The sequence below is a fragment of the Glycomyces endophyticus genome, from assembly GCF_039531525.1.
Classification (GTDB): Bacteria; Actinomycetota; Actinomycetes; order Mycobacteriales; family Micromonosporaceae; genus Glycomyces; species Glycomyces endophyticus.
Genome location: NZ_BAAAQF010000034.1, coordinates 1 through 17,425, shown reverse-complemented (window position 1 = coordinate 17,425; position 17,425 = coordinate 1). Strand labels below are relative to the sequence as shown.

The window sequence follows — 17,425 nt, the reverse complement described above, 5'->3', positions numbered from 1 at the left end:
CAGGCCATGGGCAACCCTCCGAAGAACGCCGCGGTGACGCGGGCGCGGCTGGCCGGCGACCTGCGCCGGCTCGGTCTCGCGGACGGCGACGCCGTCATGGCGCACGCCGCCTTCAGCACGGTCGGCACCGTGATCGGCGGGCCCGACGCGCTCGTCGACGCGGTGCTCGACGCGGTCGGCCCCGGCGGCACGCTGCTGAGCTACCAGGACTGGGAGGTCGGCGCCGACGTCTGGGACGAGGAGGGCCGCGTCTTCGAGCAGCTCCGCGACCACGTGCCGCCCTACGACCCGGCGACCGCCCGGTCCGCCAGGTACATCGGCCTCCTCGCCGCCACCGTCGGCACCCGCCCCGGCGTGCGCCGCAGCGGCAACCCCGGCGCCGCCGTCGCGGCGCTCGGCGCCCGCGCCGAGGCGTTCACCGCCGGGCACCCGCTCGACTACGGGTACGGCGAGGACTCCCCGTTCGCGCGGCTCGTGGCCGCGGGCGGCAAGGTGCTCATGGTCGGCGCGCCGCTGGACACCATGACGCTCCTCCACCACGCCGAGCACCTCGCCGACCTGCCTCGCAAGCGCCGCATCAACATCGAGTACCCGTTCGCGACCGCGAACGGCACGGAGTGGCGCACGGTCGAGGAGTTCGACACCGGGAGCCCGGTCGTCGCCGGGCCGCCCGAGGACTACTTCGCGCGGATCGTCGAGGACTACCTCGCCACCGGCGCGGGCCGCCGCGGCGCCGTCGGGCACGCCGACGGCGTGCTCGTGGACGCCGCGGGCGTCGTCCCGTTCGCCGTCGCCTGGATGGAGGAGCGGTACGGGGGCTAGAACTCCAGCGGGCCGAGGTCCGGCGCGGCGACGAAGCGCAGGACCGCCTCGGGCGCGCCGTCGAGTTCGAGGAGCACCGCCTCGTTCAGGCCGGGCCGCAGCACGGGGCCCGGCACGTACAGCGTGCGCTGCGGGCCCCGGGACCAGTAGCGGCCCAGGCAGAACCCGTTGATCCAGGCGATGCCCTTGCCGAGCGCGGCGGTGTCGAGGAACCGGTCCGCGGCGTCCTCGGCCGTGAACTCGGCGCGCGCGAACCCCAGGCCCGGGAGTGCCGGGCCCGCCTCGGCCGCGTCGCCGGCGAGGGGGAGCAGGTCGCCCTCGCCGACCGCCCGGGTCGTCCACCCGGCCAGGTCCCGCCCGTCGAGGCGGACGCCGCCGATGAGGCCCTTGTCCTCGCCCAGGCGCGGCCCGTAGTTGACGCGGCCCTGGTTCTCGACCAGGAGCGTCAGCCGCTCCCGCACGGCCGGGATCGCGAGCGCGCGCTGGTGGAGCTCGCGCGAGAGCACGCCGACGCCGACGCCGTCGACGACCACGTGGACCCGGTCGCGCACCTCGCCGATCGCCAGGACGCCGCCCTCGCTCCGGAACCGCTTCTCGTGGAGCAGGAACGCCGCGTCGTGGCGGGCCTCGGCGAACGAGGGCACCGCCTCGGTCTCGGTCGCCTCCACGGTCCGCAGCGCGTCGAGGAACCCGCCGGCCCGCCGCAGCGGGGCCTCGCCGGTCGGCGCGGGCGCGGCCGGGTCGGGGACCTCCTCGGGCAGTTCGGTGTAGCGGCCCAGGACCTCGCGGAACGCCCAGTACTTCGCGGTCGGGCGGCCCGCCTCGTCCAGCGGCGCGTCGTAGTCGTAGCTGGTGGTGATGGGCATGTACGTGCCCTTGTCGTTGGCGCCGCTGGTGAGTCCGAAGTTGGTGCCGCCGTGGAACATGTAGAGGTTCACCGAGGCGCCGCGGCCCAGGAGCACGTCCAGGTCGGCGGCCGCCTCGTCGGCCTTGGTCGTGTGGTGGTGGGTGCCCCACGAGTCGAACCAGCCGTCCCAGTACTCCGAGGACATGAGCGGCCCGGTGGGCTGGTGCTCGCGCAGGACGTCCAGGCGCGCGTCGGAGCGGGACCCGAAGGACGCGGTCATGTGGAGCCCGGGGGCGGAGCCGCGCTTGAGCATCCACGGCTCCGGCTGGTCCACAGTGGTCAACGGGACGGTGATGCCGCTGCCGCGGAACATGGCCGTGAGCGTCTCCAGGTACGCCGTGTCGTCCCCGTAGGCGCCGTACTCGTTCTCGACCTGCATGAGGATCACGGGCCCGCCCGCGTCGACCTGGAGCGGGGCCACGATCGCGCACACGCGCTCGAGGTACGCCTCGATGGCGGCCAGGAACCGCGGCTCGCCGCGGCGCACGCCGACCTCGGGGTCGGCGAACAGCCAGGTGGGGAGGCCGCCGTTGTCGAACTCGGCGCAGATGTAGGGGCCGGGGCGCACGATCGCGTGCATGCCCTCGGCGGCGACCGCCTCCAGGAACCGGCGCAGGTCGAGCCGGCCCTCCTCGGTCCACGCGCCGGGCCGGGGCGCGTGGAGGTTCCACGGCACGTAGGTCTCGACGGTGTTCAGGCCCATGAGCCGCGCCTTGCGGATGCGGTCGGTCCAGTGGTCGGGGTGGACGCGGAAGTAGTGGATCGCGCCCGAGAGCACGCGGCGGGGCTCGCCGTCGAGCAGGAAGTCGTGCTCGCCGATCGCGAAGCGGCTCATGCGCTGGTCCTTCGTTCAGGGTATTTATGTCCATTGGAAAAAGTACCCGCCCCGTGCCCGTCCGCGCCGGGCCGCCCCTCGCCCGGTGAGATAGCCCCCTTCCGGGGGGCCGCCGCCCGCCCCGCGGTTCGCATAGGATCAACGCACCACACGCGAAAGGGCGGGCATGTCGACGGTTCGAGGAGCGCGGCAGCCGACCATCAAAGAGGTCGCGAGCCGCGCCGGAGTCAGTCCGATGACGGTCTCCCGCACGCTCGCCGGGGGCCGGAACGTGCGGCCCGACGTGCAGGAGCGCGTCATGGCGGCCGTCCGGGAACTCGGCTACTACCGCAACGAGAACGCCCGCAGCCTGCGCCCGGGCCAGCCCAGCGGCCTCATCGGCGTCGCGATCACCAACCTCGCCAACCCGTACTACGGGAACTTCGCGCTCGGTGTCGAGGAGGTCGCCGCCGAGCACGGCCGCCGGATCATCCTCGGCAACACCGGCGAGGACGACGCGCGCGAGCGTCAGCTCGTCAGCGACTTCATCGGCCGCCAGGTCGACGGCCTCATCCTGGTCCCCACCAGCGGCGACGCCGCCCACCTGCGGCCCGAGCGCCTCGGCGAAGTGCCGCTGGTGCTCGCCTCCCGCCGCGTCCCGGGCCTCGACGTCGACACCGTCCTCCTCGACGACGTCGGCGGCGCCTACCGCGGCACCGTCTCGCTCCTCGACGCCGGCCACACCCGCATCGGCTTCCTCGGCAACCGCAGCTCGGTCTTCACCGGCGAGCGCCGCTACCGGGGCTACGAGCAGGCCATGACCGAGCGGGGCGCGGTCGTCGACCCGGCGGTCGTCGCCCGCGACCAGCAGGACGTGGACGCCGCGAGCCGGGCCGCCAGGGCCATGCTCGACCTCGACGCGCCGCCGACGGCGATCTTCAGCGCCAACAACCGCAACACGATCGGCGCGATGCGCGAGATCGGGCGGCGCATCCGCGACGGCGTCCCCGGGCCCCGCCCGGCCCTCGTCAGCTTCGACGACTTCGAGCTCTCCGAGCTCATGCCCGTCCCGGTCACCGTCATCGACCACGACGCGCGCCTCCTCGGCCGCGAGGCCGCCACGCTCCTGTTCTCGCGCCTCGACGGCTCCGCCGACGACGCCGCGCGCACGGTCGAGCTGCCCGTCTCCATCGAATTCCCCCTGAGCCCGGCCGCGTAGCCGCAGGTCACGGCCGCGGGCCGCGACACGCCGACCTCGGCGTCCGACCGGGTTGCAATCCGCCGCGCTATGTTGGTAACGTTACCAACCGCGAGGCCGTCTCACGGCCCCCCGACCAGTCCGCGCACGAGGAGGCACACGAGCGATGGAGCTCTGCATCGACTTCGGCGGCTCCGAGATCAAACTCGGCGTCGTCGACCGGGGCGCGCCCCTCCGCACCGCCGTCGTCCCCGTCGGCGAGGGCGACCTCGAAGCCGCCGCGGCCGAGGCCGCCGCGCTGGCCGTCGACCTCGCCCCGACCGCCGCCGGCATCGCCGTCCCCGGCGTCGTCGACCGCGCCGCCGGGCGCATGGTCAAGGCCCACGACAAGCACCCGCGCCTCGACGGCCTCGACCTCACCGCCTGGGCCCGCGACGCGTTCGGCCTCCCCGCGGTCGTCGAGAACGACGCCCGCGCCGCCCTCGTCGGCGAGATCACCACCGGCTCCGCCGCCGGCGCCCGCGACGCCGTCCTCATGACCCTCGGCACCGGCATCGGCACCGCGGCCGTCATGGGCGGCACCGTCCTGCGCGGCGCCCACGACCACGCCGGCATCCTCGGCGGCCACCTCACCGTCGACCTCGACGCCCCGCTCTGCAACTGCGGCAACACCGGCTGCGCCGAGTCGATCGCCGGGGCCTGGGCCATCCGGCGCGACCTCGCCGCCCGCGGCGACGCCGTCGCCGACGTCCGCGAGATGTTCGCCGCCGCCGCGGCCGGCGACACCGCGGCCGCCGCGGTCCGCGACCGCGCCGTCCGCGCCTGGGGCGCCACCGCCGTCTCCCTCTGCCACGCCTACGACCCCGACGTCGTCGTCCTCTCCGGCGGCATCATGCGCGCCGGCGACGCCGTCGCCGCCCCCGTCGAGGCCTACGTCCGCGAGCACCTGTGGACCAGCTCGCACCGCCCCTCCTTCACCGTCCCCGACCGACCCGACCTCTCCGTGCTCCGAGGACTCGCCGTCCTCGCCGCCGGAGCCCATTCCTGAAGGAGCGCACGTGCCAACCGCCAGCCCGTCCGAACCGATCGGCCGCTACGAGAAGCAGCCGACCGTGCCGCTCCCGGCCCACGCCCGCGTCCTCACCGGCGCCGCGGCCTGGAGCGCCGCCGCCGCGACCGCGACCGAGCGCGCCGCCGGCCGCGCCCCGCTCCTCGTCGTCGACGCCTACCCCGGCGCCGACCTCCCGCTCCTCGCCGCGGACATCGCCGCCGCCCTCCCCGACTGGACCATCGTCGACGTCGAGGACGCCGCCGCCCTCCCCACCGAGGTCATCGACGCCCGCATCGCCGACAACCTCACCGGCGACCGCGTCTTCGGCGTCCTCTCCCACGCGAACGTCGACGCCTTCTACGACACCGAGCGCCTCGACAAGCTCGCCGTCGAGGCCGACGGCGACGACCGCCCCGTCGTCCTCCTCGGCTGGGGCGCCGACCTCGTCGCCCGCCGCACCGGCGCCCCCTACGCGCTCGTCCTCGCCGACATGGCCCGCTGGGAGATCCAGCTCCGCCAGCGCGACGGCGCCACCAACTGGCGCGCCGGCAACCCCGGCGAGGACCGCCTCCGCAAGTACAAGCGCGGCTTCTTCGTCGAATGGCGCGCCGCCGACCGCCACAAGCGGACCCTGTTCGACCGCGTCGACTTCGTCCTGGACGCCAACGCGATCGGCGCCGCCGCCCCCACCGGCCGCCCCGCAGGGATGGTCGCCGGCGACGCCTTCCGCACCGCCGTCGCGAACGCCGCCCGCGCCCCCTTCCGCGTCGTCCCGTTCTTCGACCCCGGCGTGTGGGGCGGGCAGTGGATGAAGGAGAAGCTCGACCTCGACCCCGCGCAGCCGAACTACGCCTGGTGCTTCGACTGCGTCCCGGAGGAGAACTCCCTCCTCCTGGAGGACGCCGACGGCGCGATCGTCGAGATCCCCTCCCTCGACCTGGTGTTCACCCAGCCCGAGGCCCTCCTCGGGACGCGGACCTACGCGCGCTTCGGCGCCGAGTTCCCCATCCGCTTCGACTTCCTCGACACCATGGGCGGCGGCAACCTCTCCCTCCAGGTCCACCCGCTCACCGACTACATCCAGCAGACCTTCGGCATGCACTACACGCAGGACGAGTCGTACTACATGCTCGACGCCGGCGACGACGCCGTCGTCTACCTCGGCGTCAAGGACGGCGTCGACCGCGACGCCATGCTCGAGGACCTCCGCACCGCCGAGACCGGCGAGCGCCCCTTCCCCGCCGAGAAGTACGTCAACGCGTTCCCCGCCAAGAAGCACGACCACTTCCTCATCCCCGCCGGCACCATCCACTCCTCCGGCGCGAACTCGATGGTCCTGGAGATCTCCGCGACCCCGTTCATCTTCACCTTCAAACTCTGGGACTGGGGCCGCGTCGGCCTCGACGGCGTCCCCCGTCCCGTCCACCTCGACCACGGCGAACGCAACCTCGTGTGGGACAGGGACACCGCCTGGACCGAGGCCAACCTCGTCAACCGGGTCGAGACCGTCGCCGCCGCCGGCGACGACGTCGAGGAGCGCACCGGCCTCCACGAACTCGAGTTCATCGAGGTCCGCCGCCACTGGTTCGACGACGAGGCCGCGCACGACACCGAGGGCACCGTCAACGTCCTCAACCTCGTCGAAGGCGACGAAGTCGAAGTCGCCTCGCCCACCGGCGCGTTCGCGCCCTACACCGTCCACTACGCCGAGACCTTCATCGTCCCGGCCGCCGTGGGCCCCTACGTCATCCGCCGCACCGCACGCTCCCGCAGCGAGCGGTTCGGCACCGTCAAGGCCTCCGTCCGCGGCACCCGCATCGGCGAGGCGTAGCCCGCACCCCTTGAGAACAAAGGAGTTCGACATGAGATCCCCGAGGATCCCCCTCACCATCGCGGCCGCCGCCGCGGCGAGCCTGGTGCTCGCCTCCTGCGGCGGCGGCGCGGAAGACGACGGCGCCACCACCGGCACCCTCGACTTCTACACCAACAAGGCCGCCTGGGAGCCCGACTTCGACGAGCTCAACGCCACCAGCGAGTCCGGCGCCGACATCACCCTGAACACCACCGGGTACTCCGACGCCGCCCAGTACGACGCGTTCATCAAGCAGTCCTTCCGCACCGACAAGAGCCCCGGCCTGTTCACCTGGCAGACCGGGCCCTCGCTCACCGAGCTCGTCGACGAGGACCTCATCGCCTCGACCACCGACATCTGGACCAAGGCCGTCGACGAAGGCTGGGTCTCGCCCGACCTGCGCGACTCCTACACCGTCGACGGCGAGCAGTACTGCGTGCCGATGAACATCGCCTACTGGGTCATGTACTACAACAAGGCGATCTTCGACGAGCAGGGCATCGCCGAGCCCACCACCTGGGCCGAACTCGACGCCGCCGCCGCGCAGCTCTCCGACGCCGGCATCACGCCGTACTACCAGACCAGCACGCTGTTCACGTTCCAGTGGTTCCAGCAGCTCGTCGCCGGCACCGACCCCGAGCTCTACAACGGGCTCGCCACGGGCGAGGTCAAGTACACCGACCCCGAGATCGTCGACATCATGAACACCTGGCTCGACCAGGAGGAGGCCGGCTGGTTCTCCGACGCCGGCTCCACCGTCGACCCCGCCGTCGGCCTCAAGCAGGGCGACTACGCGATGATCAACTTCGGGTCGTTCTTCAACGGCTCCCTCGACGGCGCCGGCATGGTCTCCGGCGAGGACTACGACATGTTCGTCATCCCCGCCGTGAACGGCGCCCTCGAGAACACGCCCGTCGCCGTCGAGTCCGGCCCGCTCTGCGTCGCCGAGAACTCCAGCCAGAAGAGCCTCGGCCTCGCCTACTCCGAGTGGTGGATGTCGCCCGAGGCCCAGACCGCCTGGAGCGCCGCCCGCGGCGACGTCGCGTTCAACCCGCAGGCCACCGTCGCCGACCCGATGCTCGAAGAGCTCGGCACCACCGTCTCCGGCGACGGCTACGAACTCTACGACCGCTACTACGAGGCCACGCCCACGCCGATCCTCACCGTCGCGCTCGAGCAGTTCGGCGCCTTCATCGCCAACCCGTCGGACCCGCTCCCGTTCCTGGAGGCCATCCAGGCCGAGGCCGACGACTACTGGGCAGACCAGGAGTAGCACCCGCATGACCGACAAGACCCTCAGCCCGAAGGCCCTGCGCCGGAACGACCAGTACCGCTGGTCCGCCCTGGGGTTCATCGCGCCCGGCGTGCTCCTGGTGGCGGTGCTGCTGTACCTGCCGCTGCTGTGGACCACGTTCCTCAGCCTCACCGAGTACAACGGCCTGGGCGATCCCGAGTGGATCGGCCTGGAGAACTACGTCGAGATGTTCGACGACCCCGGCTTCATCGGCTCCGTGCTCAACACGCTGCTGTGGGTCGGCGGGACCCTCCTCGTCCCCGTGGGCATCGGGCTGGGGGTCGCCCTCCTGACCTGGAACCTCAAGGGCGGCACCTGGCTCCGCCTCCCGTTCCTCATCCCGTACGCGCTCTCGGGGATCGGCGTCGGCGTCATCTGGTCGTTCATCCTCTCCGGCGACGGCGCCCTCGACCAGGCGCTGGCCGCCTTCGGGATCGCCGACACCCCGCGCTGGCTCGTCGACGCCCCGCTCAACACGGTCGTGATGATCCTCGCGACCGCGTGGCAGGGCGTCGGCGTGAACGCCCTCCTGTTCACGATCGGCCTCCAGTCGATCCCGCGCGAGCCGCTCGAAGCGGCGCGGATGGACGGCGCCAACGGGCTGCGGCTGTTCCGCAGCATCCTGTGGCCGATGCTGCGGCCGCTGACCGCGGTCGTGGTCGGCCTCTCGATCGTCGCCTCGCTGAAGACCTTCGACATCGTGCAGGGCATGACCAAGGGCGGTCCGGGGCGCGACTCCGAGACGCTCGCGCTGACGATGTACAAGGAGACCTTCGTGAACAGCGAGTACGGCCTGGGCTCGGCGATCGCGGTGTTCCTGACCGTGGTCACGCTCATCGCCTCCATCCTCTACCTGCGCCAGCAGCTGTCGAGCAAGCACGGGGTCTGACATGTCTCGCATCATCCGCACCGCCGTCCTCGCCGTCCTCGGCCTGATCTGGCTCCTCCCGGTGTACCTGCTGCTGGTCAACGCCGCGAAGTCCCCGGAGACGTTCACGACCAAGGAGTCGTGGATCCCCACCGACTTCGCGCTGTTCGGGAACATCGCCGAGGCGCTGCGGCTCTCCGGCCTCGCCGAGAGCGCCGCCAGCACCCTCCTCTACGCGGTCGTGGCGCCCGCGATCGCCGTCGTCGTCGGCGCCGCCGCCGGGTTCGCGATCGTGGCGCTGCGCCTGCGGCACGGGTTCGCGTGGTTCGTCGCCATCTTCGGCGGCACCGTGTTCCCGCTCCAGATGATCCTGCTGCCGCTGTTCGACGCGTACTCGCGCACCGGGCTGTTCGACACGCAGGGCGGCATGATCATCGTGTACACGGCGATCTCCATCCCGTTCTCCGCGTTCGTGATGCGCAACTTCTTCAGCGGCATCGCGCACAACGTGTTCGAGGCCGCCGTCATCGACGGCGCCTCGACCTGGCGGATCTTCGCCCGCGTCTACCTGCCGATGGCCTCCAGCGCGCTGGTGGCGGTCTTCATCCTCCAGGCCACGTTCATCTGGAACGACTTCCTGCTCGGCCTGGTGCTCAGCCAGTCGGACACGGTGCGGCCCATCGTGACCAGCCTCGCGGGGATGCAGAGCACCTACGGCGGCGCGCAGATGTCGACCGTCCTCGCCGGCGGCCTGCTCGTCTCGCTGCCCACGGTGATCCTGTTCCTGTTCACGCAGAAGTTCTTCGCCCGCGGCCTCGCGCTCGGGCAGTACTAGGAGTCCTCCATGCGCCATATCCCGACGGTGGACGACCTGGCCGCCGACCCGGTCACGCACCACTACGACGACATGATCGCGCCCAGCGGGCTGACGAACCTCCTCGGCACCGTGCGGGTCGACCACGACCTGACCGCGCTCACCGCCGTCACGTTCCCGCCGGTCTCCCAGGGCCTCACCCGGACCGCCGCGTCCTTCGTGGACGGACGCCTGGTGGAGTCGTACGGCGCCCCGATCACCCACGAGTGGCGTCCCGACCGGGTCCGCCGCTCGGTGTCCCTCCCGGGCCTGGACCTGGCCACCGTCACCGTCTGCGCCCCGGGGGAGGCCGGCGTCGCGATCGACGTGGCCGCCACCAACACCGGCGACGCGGCCCGCACGGTCGCCGTGACGCTCTCCCTCGCGGCGGGCGCCGCCCGCTCGGCGGAGGCGTGGCTCGACGCCGTCGCCCCCGAGGAGCGCAACCGCGCCGCCGCCGGACCCGACCGCCTGGTCTTCCGCAACGGCGCGGGCACCGCCTGGAGCGTCCAGGGCGTCGACACGGACGCCGAAGTCCGCCTCTCCGGGATCGCGCCCTCCGCGGGCGAGCACGAGGTCGGCATCGGCGGCATCGAGCGCGGCGGCGAGATCACCGTCAGCCTCGACGTCGCCCCCGGCGCCACCGCCCGGTTCGGGTACGTCCACGCCGTCGGCGCCACCGAAGCCGAAGCGGCCCAAGCGTTCGAGCGCATCGCCGCCGACGTCCCCGGGGCCGTCGCGGGCGCCGAGGCGTTCTGGGACCACCAGCTCGAAGCGGCCTTCACCCCCGGCAACACCGAGTTCTCCGGCCACCTGCCGGTCCTGGAGACCGCCTCCGAGCCGCTGCGGCGCCTCTACTGGTGGGGCGTGCTCGGCACGATCTGGTTCCGCCGCGACTTCCCCGGCAACGTCCTGGGCCGCAGCTACGACACGCTCATGCCGAACTACTGGGCCACCACCACCTTCATCTGGGACTACAGCCTCAGCTCCCTCACCCACGCCCTCCTCGACCCGGCCGTCATGCGCCGCCAGGTCGAGCACTGGATCGCCTCCGACATCCACACGCACTTCGGGACCTCCTCGCTCACCGGCGGGCCCGTGGGGCGCTGGTACTCCGTCAACGACTACGCGATGACCCGCCTGGTCCACGACTACCTCCGCTTCACCGGCGACACCGCGCTCCTGGACGCCTCGCCCGGCGGGCGGACGGTGACCGAGCACCTGCGCGACTGGGCCCGCGCCTGGCAGGACCTGCGCGGGGGCTCGCCGCTCGCCGACTACGGCGAGATCGACAACCTCCTCGAATGCGTCAGCTCCTACACCCACGAGGTCGCGAGCCTGAACGCCGCCAACGTGTGGAACCTGCGCACCGTCGCCGAGATCCTCACGGCCCGGGGCGACGCCGACGGCGCGGCGGCCCTCGACGCCGAGGCCGACGCGCTCGTCAAGGAGGTCGCCGACCTCTACGTCAGCGGCAGCGGCCACTTCGCCGCCCGCCAGCCCGACGGCACCCGCGTTCCGGTGCGCCACGTCTACGACTTCTCGGTGGTGGGCACCACCATCGCGGGCGACCTCGACGAGGCGACCCGCCGCGAGATGACCGCGTTCTTCGAACGCGAGCTGCGGACCGACGTCTGGCTCCGCTCGCTGTCCCCGTGGGACCCCGACGCGAGCTTCAGCCCCCGCCCCGACCACCAGTGGAACGGCGCGTACCCGGCGTGGCCCGCCGACGCCGCCCGCTCCCTGGTCGCCCTCGGCGAGCCGCAGGCCGCGCTCGACTGGGTCCCCGGGCTCGCCCGCTCGGCCAACCAGGGCCCGCCCGGCCAGGCCCACTTCACCGAGGAGGCGATGCCCGCGGTCAACGGCGGCGCCCGCAAGGCCCCGCCGCAGCTGCCGTACATCATCGACTGGGCGTGCTCCTCCGCCGGAGCGTACGTGGCCCTGGTGATCGAGTCGTTCTTCGGCGTGGACCCGAAGGTCGGCTCCGCCGACCTCGGCACGGCGGGGGCGTGCGTCGCCGGCCTCGACCCCGACGCGGTCCTGCGCGGCCTGCGCGTGGGGGACCGGCTCGTGGACGTGCACGCCGACGGCTCGGTGGTCGACGCCGGATGACGCTGCAGCGCATCGCGATCGACCCGGCGATGGTGCGCGGCGCGGTGGAGCTGGAGGCGACCGGCCGCGGCCTGCTCCCGCACCGCCTGCCGCGCTGGGCCCGCCGCCAGATCCCCGACCGGTTCATGGTGCAGACCAGCGCCGAGAGCACCGGCGTGCGCCTGGCGATCCGCACCGCCGCCGACACGGTCGAACTCGACGTCCAGGCCCGCCGCATCGCCGCCGACGCCGAGACGCCGTTCCCGCCGAGCGTGTACGAGCTCACCGAGGACGGCGCCGTCACGGCCGCCGCGACCGCGGTCGCGGGGTCCCGCTTCGTGTTCACCTTCGAACGGCCCGAGGGCGAGATCGTGCCCGGCCCCGACGCGACGGTCCGCTTCACGGGCCTCGCCCGCGGCCGCGAACGCGACCTCGAACTCTGGCTGCCCTACCACGACGCCGTGGAGCTCCTCGGACTCCGCGCCGACGCCCCCGTCGCGGCCCGACCGGACACCGGCGCGCTCCGCTGGGTCCACCACGGCTCCAGCATCAGCCACGGCTACCGCGCCGAGACCACCACCGGCACCTGGCCCGCCGTCGCGGCCCTGCGCGCCGGCGCCGACCTCACCAACCTCGCGTTCAGCGGCAACGCGATGCTCGACCCGTTCACCGCCAGGACCATCCGCGACACCCCCGCCGACCTCATCACCCTGAAGATCGGCATCAACCTCGTCAACGGCGACGTCATGCGCGTGCGCGCCTTCCGGCCCGCCGTCGACGGCTTCCTCGACACGATCCGAGACGGCCACCCCGAGACCCCGATCGTCCTCGTCTCCCCGATCTGGTGCGAACCGGTCGAGGCCAAGGCCGGACCCACGGTCCAGGACCCCGACCGCGCCGAGGAGTGGTCGATCGCCGGGGGCACCGAGGCCGACGTGCTCGCCGGACACCTGTCGCTCCAGGCGATCCGCGCCGAGCTCGCCGCCATCGTGGACCGCCGCCAGGACGACGACCACCGCCTCCACCACCTCGACGGCCTGTCCCTGTACAGCGGAGAGGACGCCGCGTCCGCGCCGCTCCCGGACAACCTCCACCCCGGCCCCGACGTCCAGCGCCTCATCGGCACCAGGTTCGCCGACCGCGTCCTGGCCGAATTCACCCCTGAACTGCAAAGGAGCAGTACATGACCAACCGACCGACCACAGTGGCCGCCATCGTCCTCACCGGACTCGCGGTGGCCGCCGTCCCGACCGCCGCGCAGGCCGCGACCGCCTGCGAGCCCCAGGTGTCCGCGAGCGTCAACGAGGAGCTCACCGAGCGCTTCGGGACCTACGGCGACACCGCCGGCCGCTGGACCGGCGCCGACTCCGCCTACAGCGTCCCGCTGCCCGACGGCTCCACCGCGTGGCTGTACTCCGACACCTTCATGGGCGAGGTGAACGACGACCTCAGCCGGCCGATCGACTCGCCGTTCCTCCACAACTCGATCATCGTCGACGCCAGTGCCGTCGACGACAGCGGCGACCTCACCACCGTCACCGGCGGCACCGAGGCCGCCCCCGAGTCCCTCGTCAAGGTCCCCGGCGGCGACGAGCACCAGAACTGGTACTGGTTCGGCGACGGCACCGTGGAGGGCGACACCCTCCAGGTGATGCTCCTGGAGTTCGTCAAGACCGGCACCGGCGTGTTCGACTTCGCCTTCGCGGGCAACGCCGTCGCCAGCTTCGACACCGACGACATGAGCCTCACCGCGATCACCGACCTCCCCGAGTCCACGGTGAACTGGGGCTCGGCGATCTACGAGGACCCGCAGGACGGCCACACCTACGTGTTCGGTGTCGAGGACAACCAGGCGCAGAAGTTCGCCCACCTCGCCCGCGTCCCCTCCGGCTCGCTCGCGAGCGGGCCCTGGGAGTACTACGCCGACGGTGCCTGGTCGGCCGACCCCGACGCCTCCACCCGCATCCTCGAAGGCGTCTCCAACGAGTTCAGCGTCCAGCGCTACCAGGGCCGGTTCACGCTGGTCACCGGTGACGCCACGGAGCCGCTGAGCGCCAAGATCGTCATGTACCGCAGCGACGACCTCGCGGGCCCGTACACGGACAAGACCGTCCTGTACGAGACCCCCGAGACCGGCGGGAACGTGTTCACCTACAACGCCAAGGCCCACCCGCACCTCGGCGACGGCGACACCCTGCTGATCACCTACAACGTGAACAGCTTCGTCGGCGACGACCTGTACGCCGACGCGCACCTGTACCGCCCCCGCTACATCGACGTCGACGTCCGGATCCCGGGCCGGCGCCGCTGAGCGGCGCAGGGCCGCCCGGGCGACCCCCGGGCGGCCCTCCTCCGAACGCCCGAGGGCGGGCGGCACCCTCGCCCCCTTCGGGACTCGTTACGATCGAGCGATGTCAGCGACGACGCCCGGACCCCGCGGGCTCGGCTCCCCCGAGCCGCGGACCCCGATCGACCGGCTGCTGAGCGAGCTCGCCTCGCGGGTCGACGAGATCGTCATGGACCGCGAGCGTCTCCGCGCCCTGCTCGACGCGGTCATCAGCATCAGCTCCGACCTGGAGCTGGCCGCGATCCTCGACCGGATCGTCGCCGCCGCCTTGAAACTCGTCGACGCCCGGTACGGCGCGATGGGCGTCCTCGACGACGCCGGCGGCCTCGCCGACTTCCGCACCCAGGGCCTGAGCCTCGCGGAGATCACCGCCCTCGGCGACCCGCCCGCCGGGCGCGGCATCCTCGGCCACATCATCGACCACCCCGAGCCGCTGCGCCTCATCGACCTCTCCTCGCACCCGGCCTCGGTGGGCTTCCCGCCCGGGCACCCGCCGATGCGCACGTTCCTCGGCGTCCCGGTCACGGTGGGGGACAAGGCCTGGGGCAACCTCTACCTCACCGACAAGCGCGGCGGGGAGCTGTTCACCGAGGACGACGAGGCCCTCATCAAGGCCCTCGCCGCGGCCGCGGGCGTCGCGATCGACAACGCCCGCCTGTACAGCGAACTCGCCGCCTCCCAGGCCGAGCGGGAGCGCCTGGTCGTCTTCCGCGACCGCGACCGCATCGGCCGCGACCTCCACGACCTGGTCATCCAGCGGCTCTTCGCGACCGGGCTGCAGCTCCAGTCCATCGTGCACCTCGTCGACGAGTCCGAGGCCGCCGCGCGCATCAACTCCGCGGTCGACGAGATCGACGGCGCGATCGGCGACCTGCGGGCCGCGATCTTCAGCCTCCACACCGACACCGACCAGGAGCTGTCGGCCGCCGTCCGCAGCCTGGTCGGGCTCGTGCGCCACCAGCTCGGCTTCATGCCCGAGGTCCGCTTCATCGGCCCGGTCGACGGCGCCGTCTCCGAGTCCGTCCACATCGAAGTCCTCGCGATGCTCCGCGAGGCGCTCAGCAACGCCGCCAGGCACGCCGACGCGAAGCGGGTCGACATCACCGTCGCCGCCGAGGACGAGACCCTCTCGGTCACCGTCCTCGACGACGGCCGCGGCATCCCGGTCGAGGCCCCGCGCCGCGGCCTGAACAACCTCGCCTCGCGCGCCGAGGCCCTCGGCGGGACCTTCGGGTTCGAGGACGCCGTGCCGACCGGGACCCGCCTCCACTGGACGATCCCGCTCTAGCTCAGCCGAGCAGCCGCGAGGCCAGCACCGCCGCCTGAGTGCGCCGCTCCAGCCCCAGCTTCGCCAGCACCCGCGTCACGTAGTTCTTGACCGTCTTCTCCGCCAAGTGCATCCGCTCGGCGATCTGCCGGTTCGTCAGGCCCTCGCCGATGAGTTCGAGGATGCGCCGCTCCTGGTCCGAGAGCGCGTCCAGCTCCGGGGTCTTCGGCGGCCCCGACCGCAGCCGCTCCAGCACCGCGCCCGTCACCCGCGCGTCGAGCAGCGACCCGCCCGCGGCGACCTTCCGCACCGCCTCCACGAGGTCGTTGCCGCGCACCTGCTTCAGCAGGAACCCGGCCGCGCCCGCCTCGATCGCCGCGAACAGCGTGTCGTCGTCCTCATAGGAGGTCAGGACCAGGACCGCGACCGCCGGGTCCGCCTCCCGCACCCTGCGGCACACCTCGACCCCGTTCCCGTCGGGCAGCCGCGCGTCGACCACCGCGACGTGCGGCCGGGCCGCGGGGATGCGCCGCAGCGCCTCCGCCACGTCGGACGCCTCGCCGACGACCTCGATGTCCCCGTCCCGCTCCAGGAGCTCGCACAGCCCCCGCCGCACCACCTCGTGGTCGTCCAGGAGGAACACCCTGATCTTCGCCGCGTCCATGCTTCGAGTATGAGCCCTTGCGGCGGCCCGTCCCGGTCCGCCCGGTCCGGGACCTTGGTCCCGGGACCCGGACGGGACCAACGTCCCGCGGAGTCCCGTCGTTCGGCACTGTCGCGTCCCTCCTTCCAGGAGCAGGATCGTCGTGGACAGTGAGCGCCGACCCCGAACCCCTCGCCAGGAGCCGTGAATGATCCCTCGCCCGATCCCGACCGCCGACGTCCTCGACGCCGACGGCCGGATCGTCCGCCTCCGCCCACCCGCCCCGGGCGACGCCGAGGCGCTCTTCCCCGACGGCCCGCCCGAGCACTGGACCGGACCCGACGCCGTCGCCGCCGTCGCCGAGTCCGGCGGCGCCCCCGTCGCGGCGGCCGTCCTCGACCTCCGGAGCGCCCGGCCCGAGCGGACCGCGCCGGCCGTCGCCGTCGCCCCCGGCCACGGCCGCCGGGGCCTGCGCACGCTCCTCCTCGAACACCTCGCCCCCGCCGCGGCCGACGCCGGCGTCAAGGCGCTCGACCCCGGACCCGTGCCCGAGTCCGAGCGCTCCACGCTCGCGCCCCTCCTCGACCCCGCCTCGGTCGCCGTCCTGGGCACCGAGGAGTCCGGACCCGCCGCCGCGATCCTGCGCTCCCTCCTCGACCACGGCTACACCGGCACCGTCTCCCCGCGCCTGCCCGCCGAACCGGTCGACCTGGTCATCGCGGCCGTCCCCGCACCGGCCGCCGCCGACGTCCTCGAACGGGCCGGCGCCGCCGGCGCCCGCGGCGCCCTCATCGCCGCCGCCGGCCCCGGCCGCGCCCCCGACGCCATCGTCCAAGAAGGCCTCCACCACCTCGCCCGCGCCAACGGCCTCCGCCTGATCGGACCCGACAGCTTCGGCGTCGTCAACACCGCGACCCGCCTCCAGGCCAGCCTCGCCGCCGCACCGCCCCGGCCCGGCGGCCTCTGCCTCGCCGCCCAGTCGAGCGCGGTCGCCGCCGCCGCGCTGGCGCACACCGCCCGCGCCGGCCTCGGCCTCCACGCCTTCGCCGCCCTGGGGGACCGGGCCGACGTGTCCGTCAACGACCTCCTCGCCCACTGGTTCGACGACCCCGGCTGCACCGCCGTGGCCCTGTACCCCGAATCGTTCGGCGACCCGGGCCGCTTCGCACGCGTCGCCCGCGCCGTCGCCCGCCGCAAACCGGTCCTCGTCGTCAAAGGCGGCGGCACCGAGCCCGGCCGCCGCGCCGGACTCGCCTTCACCGCCGGGGCCGCCCCCTCCGACACCGTCATCGACGACCTCTTCGCCCAGGCCGGCGTCGTCCGCTGCGACACCTTCGAGCAGCTCGCCGACACCGCCCGCGTCATGGTCGACCGGCCCCTCCCGCAGGGCCGCCGCATCGGCGTGCTCGGCGAGGCGG

Annotated in this window: 14 protein-coding genes; 12 read left to right on the top strand and 2 right to left on the bottom strand. The window is 73.2% G+C overall.

Annotated elements, in window-relative coordinates:
* Window positions 1–6 precede the first annotated feature (6 nt).
* Entirely contained in the window at window positions 7–822 is an 816-nt protein-coding gene (gene aac(3), locus ABD419_RS23940; RefSeq protein WP_344492321.1) for an aminoglycoside 3-N-acetyltransferase, read from the top strand.
* On the opposite strand, the gene ABD419_RS23935 is transcribed toward aac(3), so the two are convergent.
* A complete protein-coding gene (locus ABD419_RS23935; protein WP_344492318.1) occupies window positions 819–2,564 on the bottom strand; it encodes a glycoside hydrolase family 35 protein in 1,746 nt (581 codons plus the stop codon). The two genes, aac(3) and ABD419_RS23935, sit on opposite strands and share 4 nt — an antisense overlap.
* A 166-nt stretch (window positions 2,565–2,730) precedes the next feature.
* Between ABD419_RS23935 and ABD419_RS23930 the strand changes: the two genes are divergently transcribed.
* The 10 genes from ABD419_RS23930 (at window position 2,731) to ABD419_RS23885 (ending at window position 15,385) form a co-directional block, all read left to right on the top strand.
* Window positions 2,731–3,762 (top strand): LacI family DNA-binding transcriptional regulator, encoded by a 1,032-nt coding sequence (locus tag ABD419_RS23930; protein ID WP_344492315.1) that lies wholly within the window; start codon window positions 2,731–2,733, stop codon window positions 3,760–3,762.
* Between the two features lie 145 nt (window positions 3,763–3,907).
* Window positions 3,908–4,789 (top strand): ROK family protein, encoded by an 882-nt coding sequence (locus tag ABD419_RS23925; RefSeq protein ID WP_344492313.1) that lies wholly within the window; start codon window positions 3,908–3,910, stop codon window positions 4,787–4,789.
* A 10-nt stretch (window positions 4,790–4,799) separates the two neighbouring features.
* Complete coding sequence (locus ABD419_RS23920) at window positions 4,800–6,623, top strand: class I mannose-6-phosphate isomerase (protein WP_344492310.1); 1,824 nt, start codon at window positions 4,800–4,802, stop codon at window positions 6,621–6,623.
* Between the two features lie 31 nt (window positions 6,624–6,654).
* Window positions 6,655–7,917: an ABC transporter substrate-binding protein gene (locus tag ABD419_RS23915; RefSeq protein ID WP_344492307.1), complete on the top strand. Its 1,263-nt coding sequence runs from the start codon at window positions 6,655–6,657 to the stop codon at window positions 7,915–7,917.
* A gap of 7 nt (window positions 7,918–7,924) precedes the next feature.
* Window positions 7,925–8,827, top strand: coding sequence for a carbohydrate ABC transporter permease (locus ABD419_RS23910; protein WP_344492304.1), 903 nt, complete (start codon window positions 7,925–7,927; stop codon window positions 8,825–8,827).
* A gap of 1 nt (window position 8,828) precedes the next feature.
* Window positions 8,829–9,641 (top strand): carbohydrate ABC transporter permease, encoded by an 813-nt coding sequence (locus ABD419_RS23905; protein WP_344492301.1) that lies wholly within the window; start codon window positions 8,829–8,831, stop codon window positions 9,639–9,641.
* Window positions 9,642–9,650: 9 nt separating this feature from the next.
* A complete protein-coding gene (locus tag ABD419_RS23900; RefSeq protein ID WP_344492298.1) occupies window positions 9,651–11,771 on the top strand; it encodes a glucosidase family protein in 2,121 nt (706 codons plus the stop codon).
* Window positions 11,768–12,937: a GDSL-type esterase/lipase family protein gene (locus ABD419_RS23895; protein WP_344492296.1), complete on the top strand. Its 1,170-nt coding sequence runs from the start codon at window positions 11,768–11,770 to the stop codon at window positions 12,935–12,937. Before ABD419_RS23900 ends, ABD419_RS23895 begins: the two co-directional genes overlap by 4 nt.
* Window positions 12,934–14,061: a DUF4185 domain-containing protein gene (locus ABD419_RS23890; protein ID WP_344492294.1), complete on the top strand. Its 1,128-nt coding sequence runs from the start codon at window positions 12,934–12,936 to the stop codon at window positions 14,059–14,061. The genes ABD419_RS23895 and ABD419_RS23890 overlap by 4 nt, the downstream gene beginning before the upstream one ends.
* Window positions 14,062–14,161: 100 nt before the next feature.
* On the top strand, window positions 14,162–15,385 hold the full coding sequence (locus ABD419_RS23885; RefSeq protein ID WP_344492291.1) for a GAF domain-containing sensor histidine kinase: 1,224 nt from the start codon (window positions 14,162–14,164) through the stop codon (window positions 15,383–15,385).
* 1 nt (window position 15,386) lies between these two features.
* Here the strand turns inward: ABD419_RS23885 and ABD419_RS23880 are convergent, their stop codons facing one another.
* Window positions 15,387–16,028: a response regulator gene (locus ABD419_RS23880; RefSeq protein ID WP_344492288.1), complete on the bottom strand. Its 642-nt coding sequence runs from the start codon at window positions 16,026–16,028 to the stop codon at window positions 15,387–15,389.
* 187 nt (window positions 16,029–16,215) lie between these two features.
* On the opposite strand from ABD419_RS23880, the gene ABD419_RS23875 reads away from it, so the two are divergent.
* A partial coding sequence (locus ABD419_RS23875) for a CoA-binding protein (RefSeq protein ID WP_344492285.1) occupies window positions 16,216–17,425 on the top strand: 1,210 nt, incomplete at its 3' end.

Excerpts from the sequence above, each read along its gene's own strand:
- ABD419_RS23935 (WP_344492318.1), bottom strand. The coding sequence starts at position 2,564 with ATGAGCCGCTTCGCGATCGGCGAGCACGACTTCCTGCTCGACGGCGAG.
- ABD419_RS23930 (WP_344492315.1), top strand. The coding sequence starts at position 2,731 with ATGTCGACGGTTCGAGGAGCGCGGCAGCCGACCATCAAAGAGGTCGCG.
- ABD419_RS23925 (WP_344492313.1), top strand. The coding sequence starts at position 3,908 with ATGGAGCTCTGCATCGACTTCGGCGGCTCCGAGATCAAACTCGGCGTC.
- ABD419_RS23915 (WP_344492307.1), top strand. The coding sequence starts at position 6,655 with ATGAGATCCCCGAGGATCCCCCTCACCATCGCGGCCGCCGCCGCGGCG.
- ABD419_RS23910 (WP_344492304.1), top strand. The coding sequence starts at position 7,925 with ATGACCGACAAGACCCTCAGCCCGAAGGCCCTGCGCCGGAACGACCAG.
- ABD419_RS23905 (WP_344492301.1), top strand. The coding sequence starts at position 8,829 with ATGTCTCGCATCATCCGCACCGCCGTCCTCGCCGTCCTCGGCCTGATC.
- ABD419_RS23900 (WP_344492298.1), top strand. The coding sequence starts at position 9,651 with ATGCGCCATATCCCGACGGTGGACGACCTGGCCGCCGACCCGGTCACG.
- ABD419_RS23895 (WP_344492296.1), top strand. The coding sequence starts at position 11,768 with ATGACGCTGCAGCGCATCGCGATCGACCCGGCGATGGTGCGCGGCGCG.
- ABD419_RS23890 (WP_344492294.1), top strand. The coding sequence starts at position 12,934 with ATGACCAACCGACCGACCACAGTGGCCGCCATCGTCCTCACCGGACTC.
- ABD419_RS23885 (WP_344492291.1), top strand. The coding sequence starts at position 14,162 with ATGTCAGCGACGACGCCCGGACCCCGCGGGCTCGGCTCCCCCGAGCCG.
- ABD419_RS23880 (WP_344492288.1), bottom strand. The coding sequence starts at position 16,028 with ATGGACGCGGCGAAGATCAGGGTGTTCCTCCTGGACGACCACGAGGTG.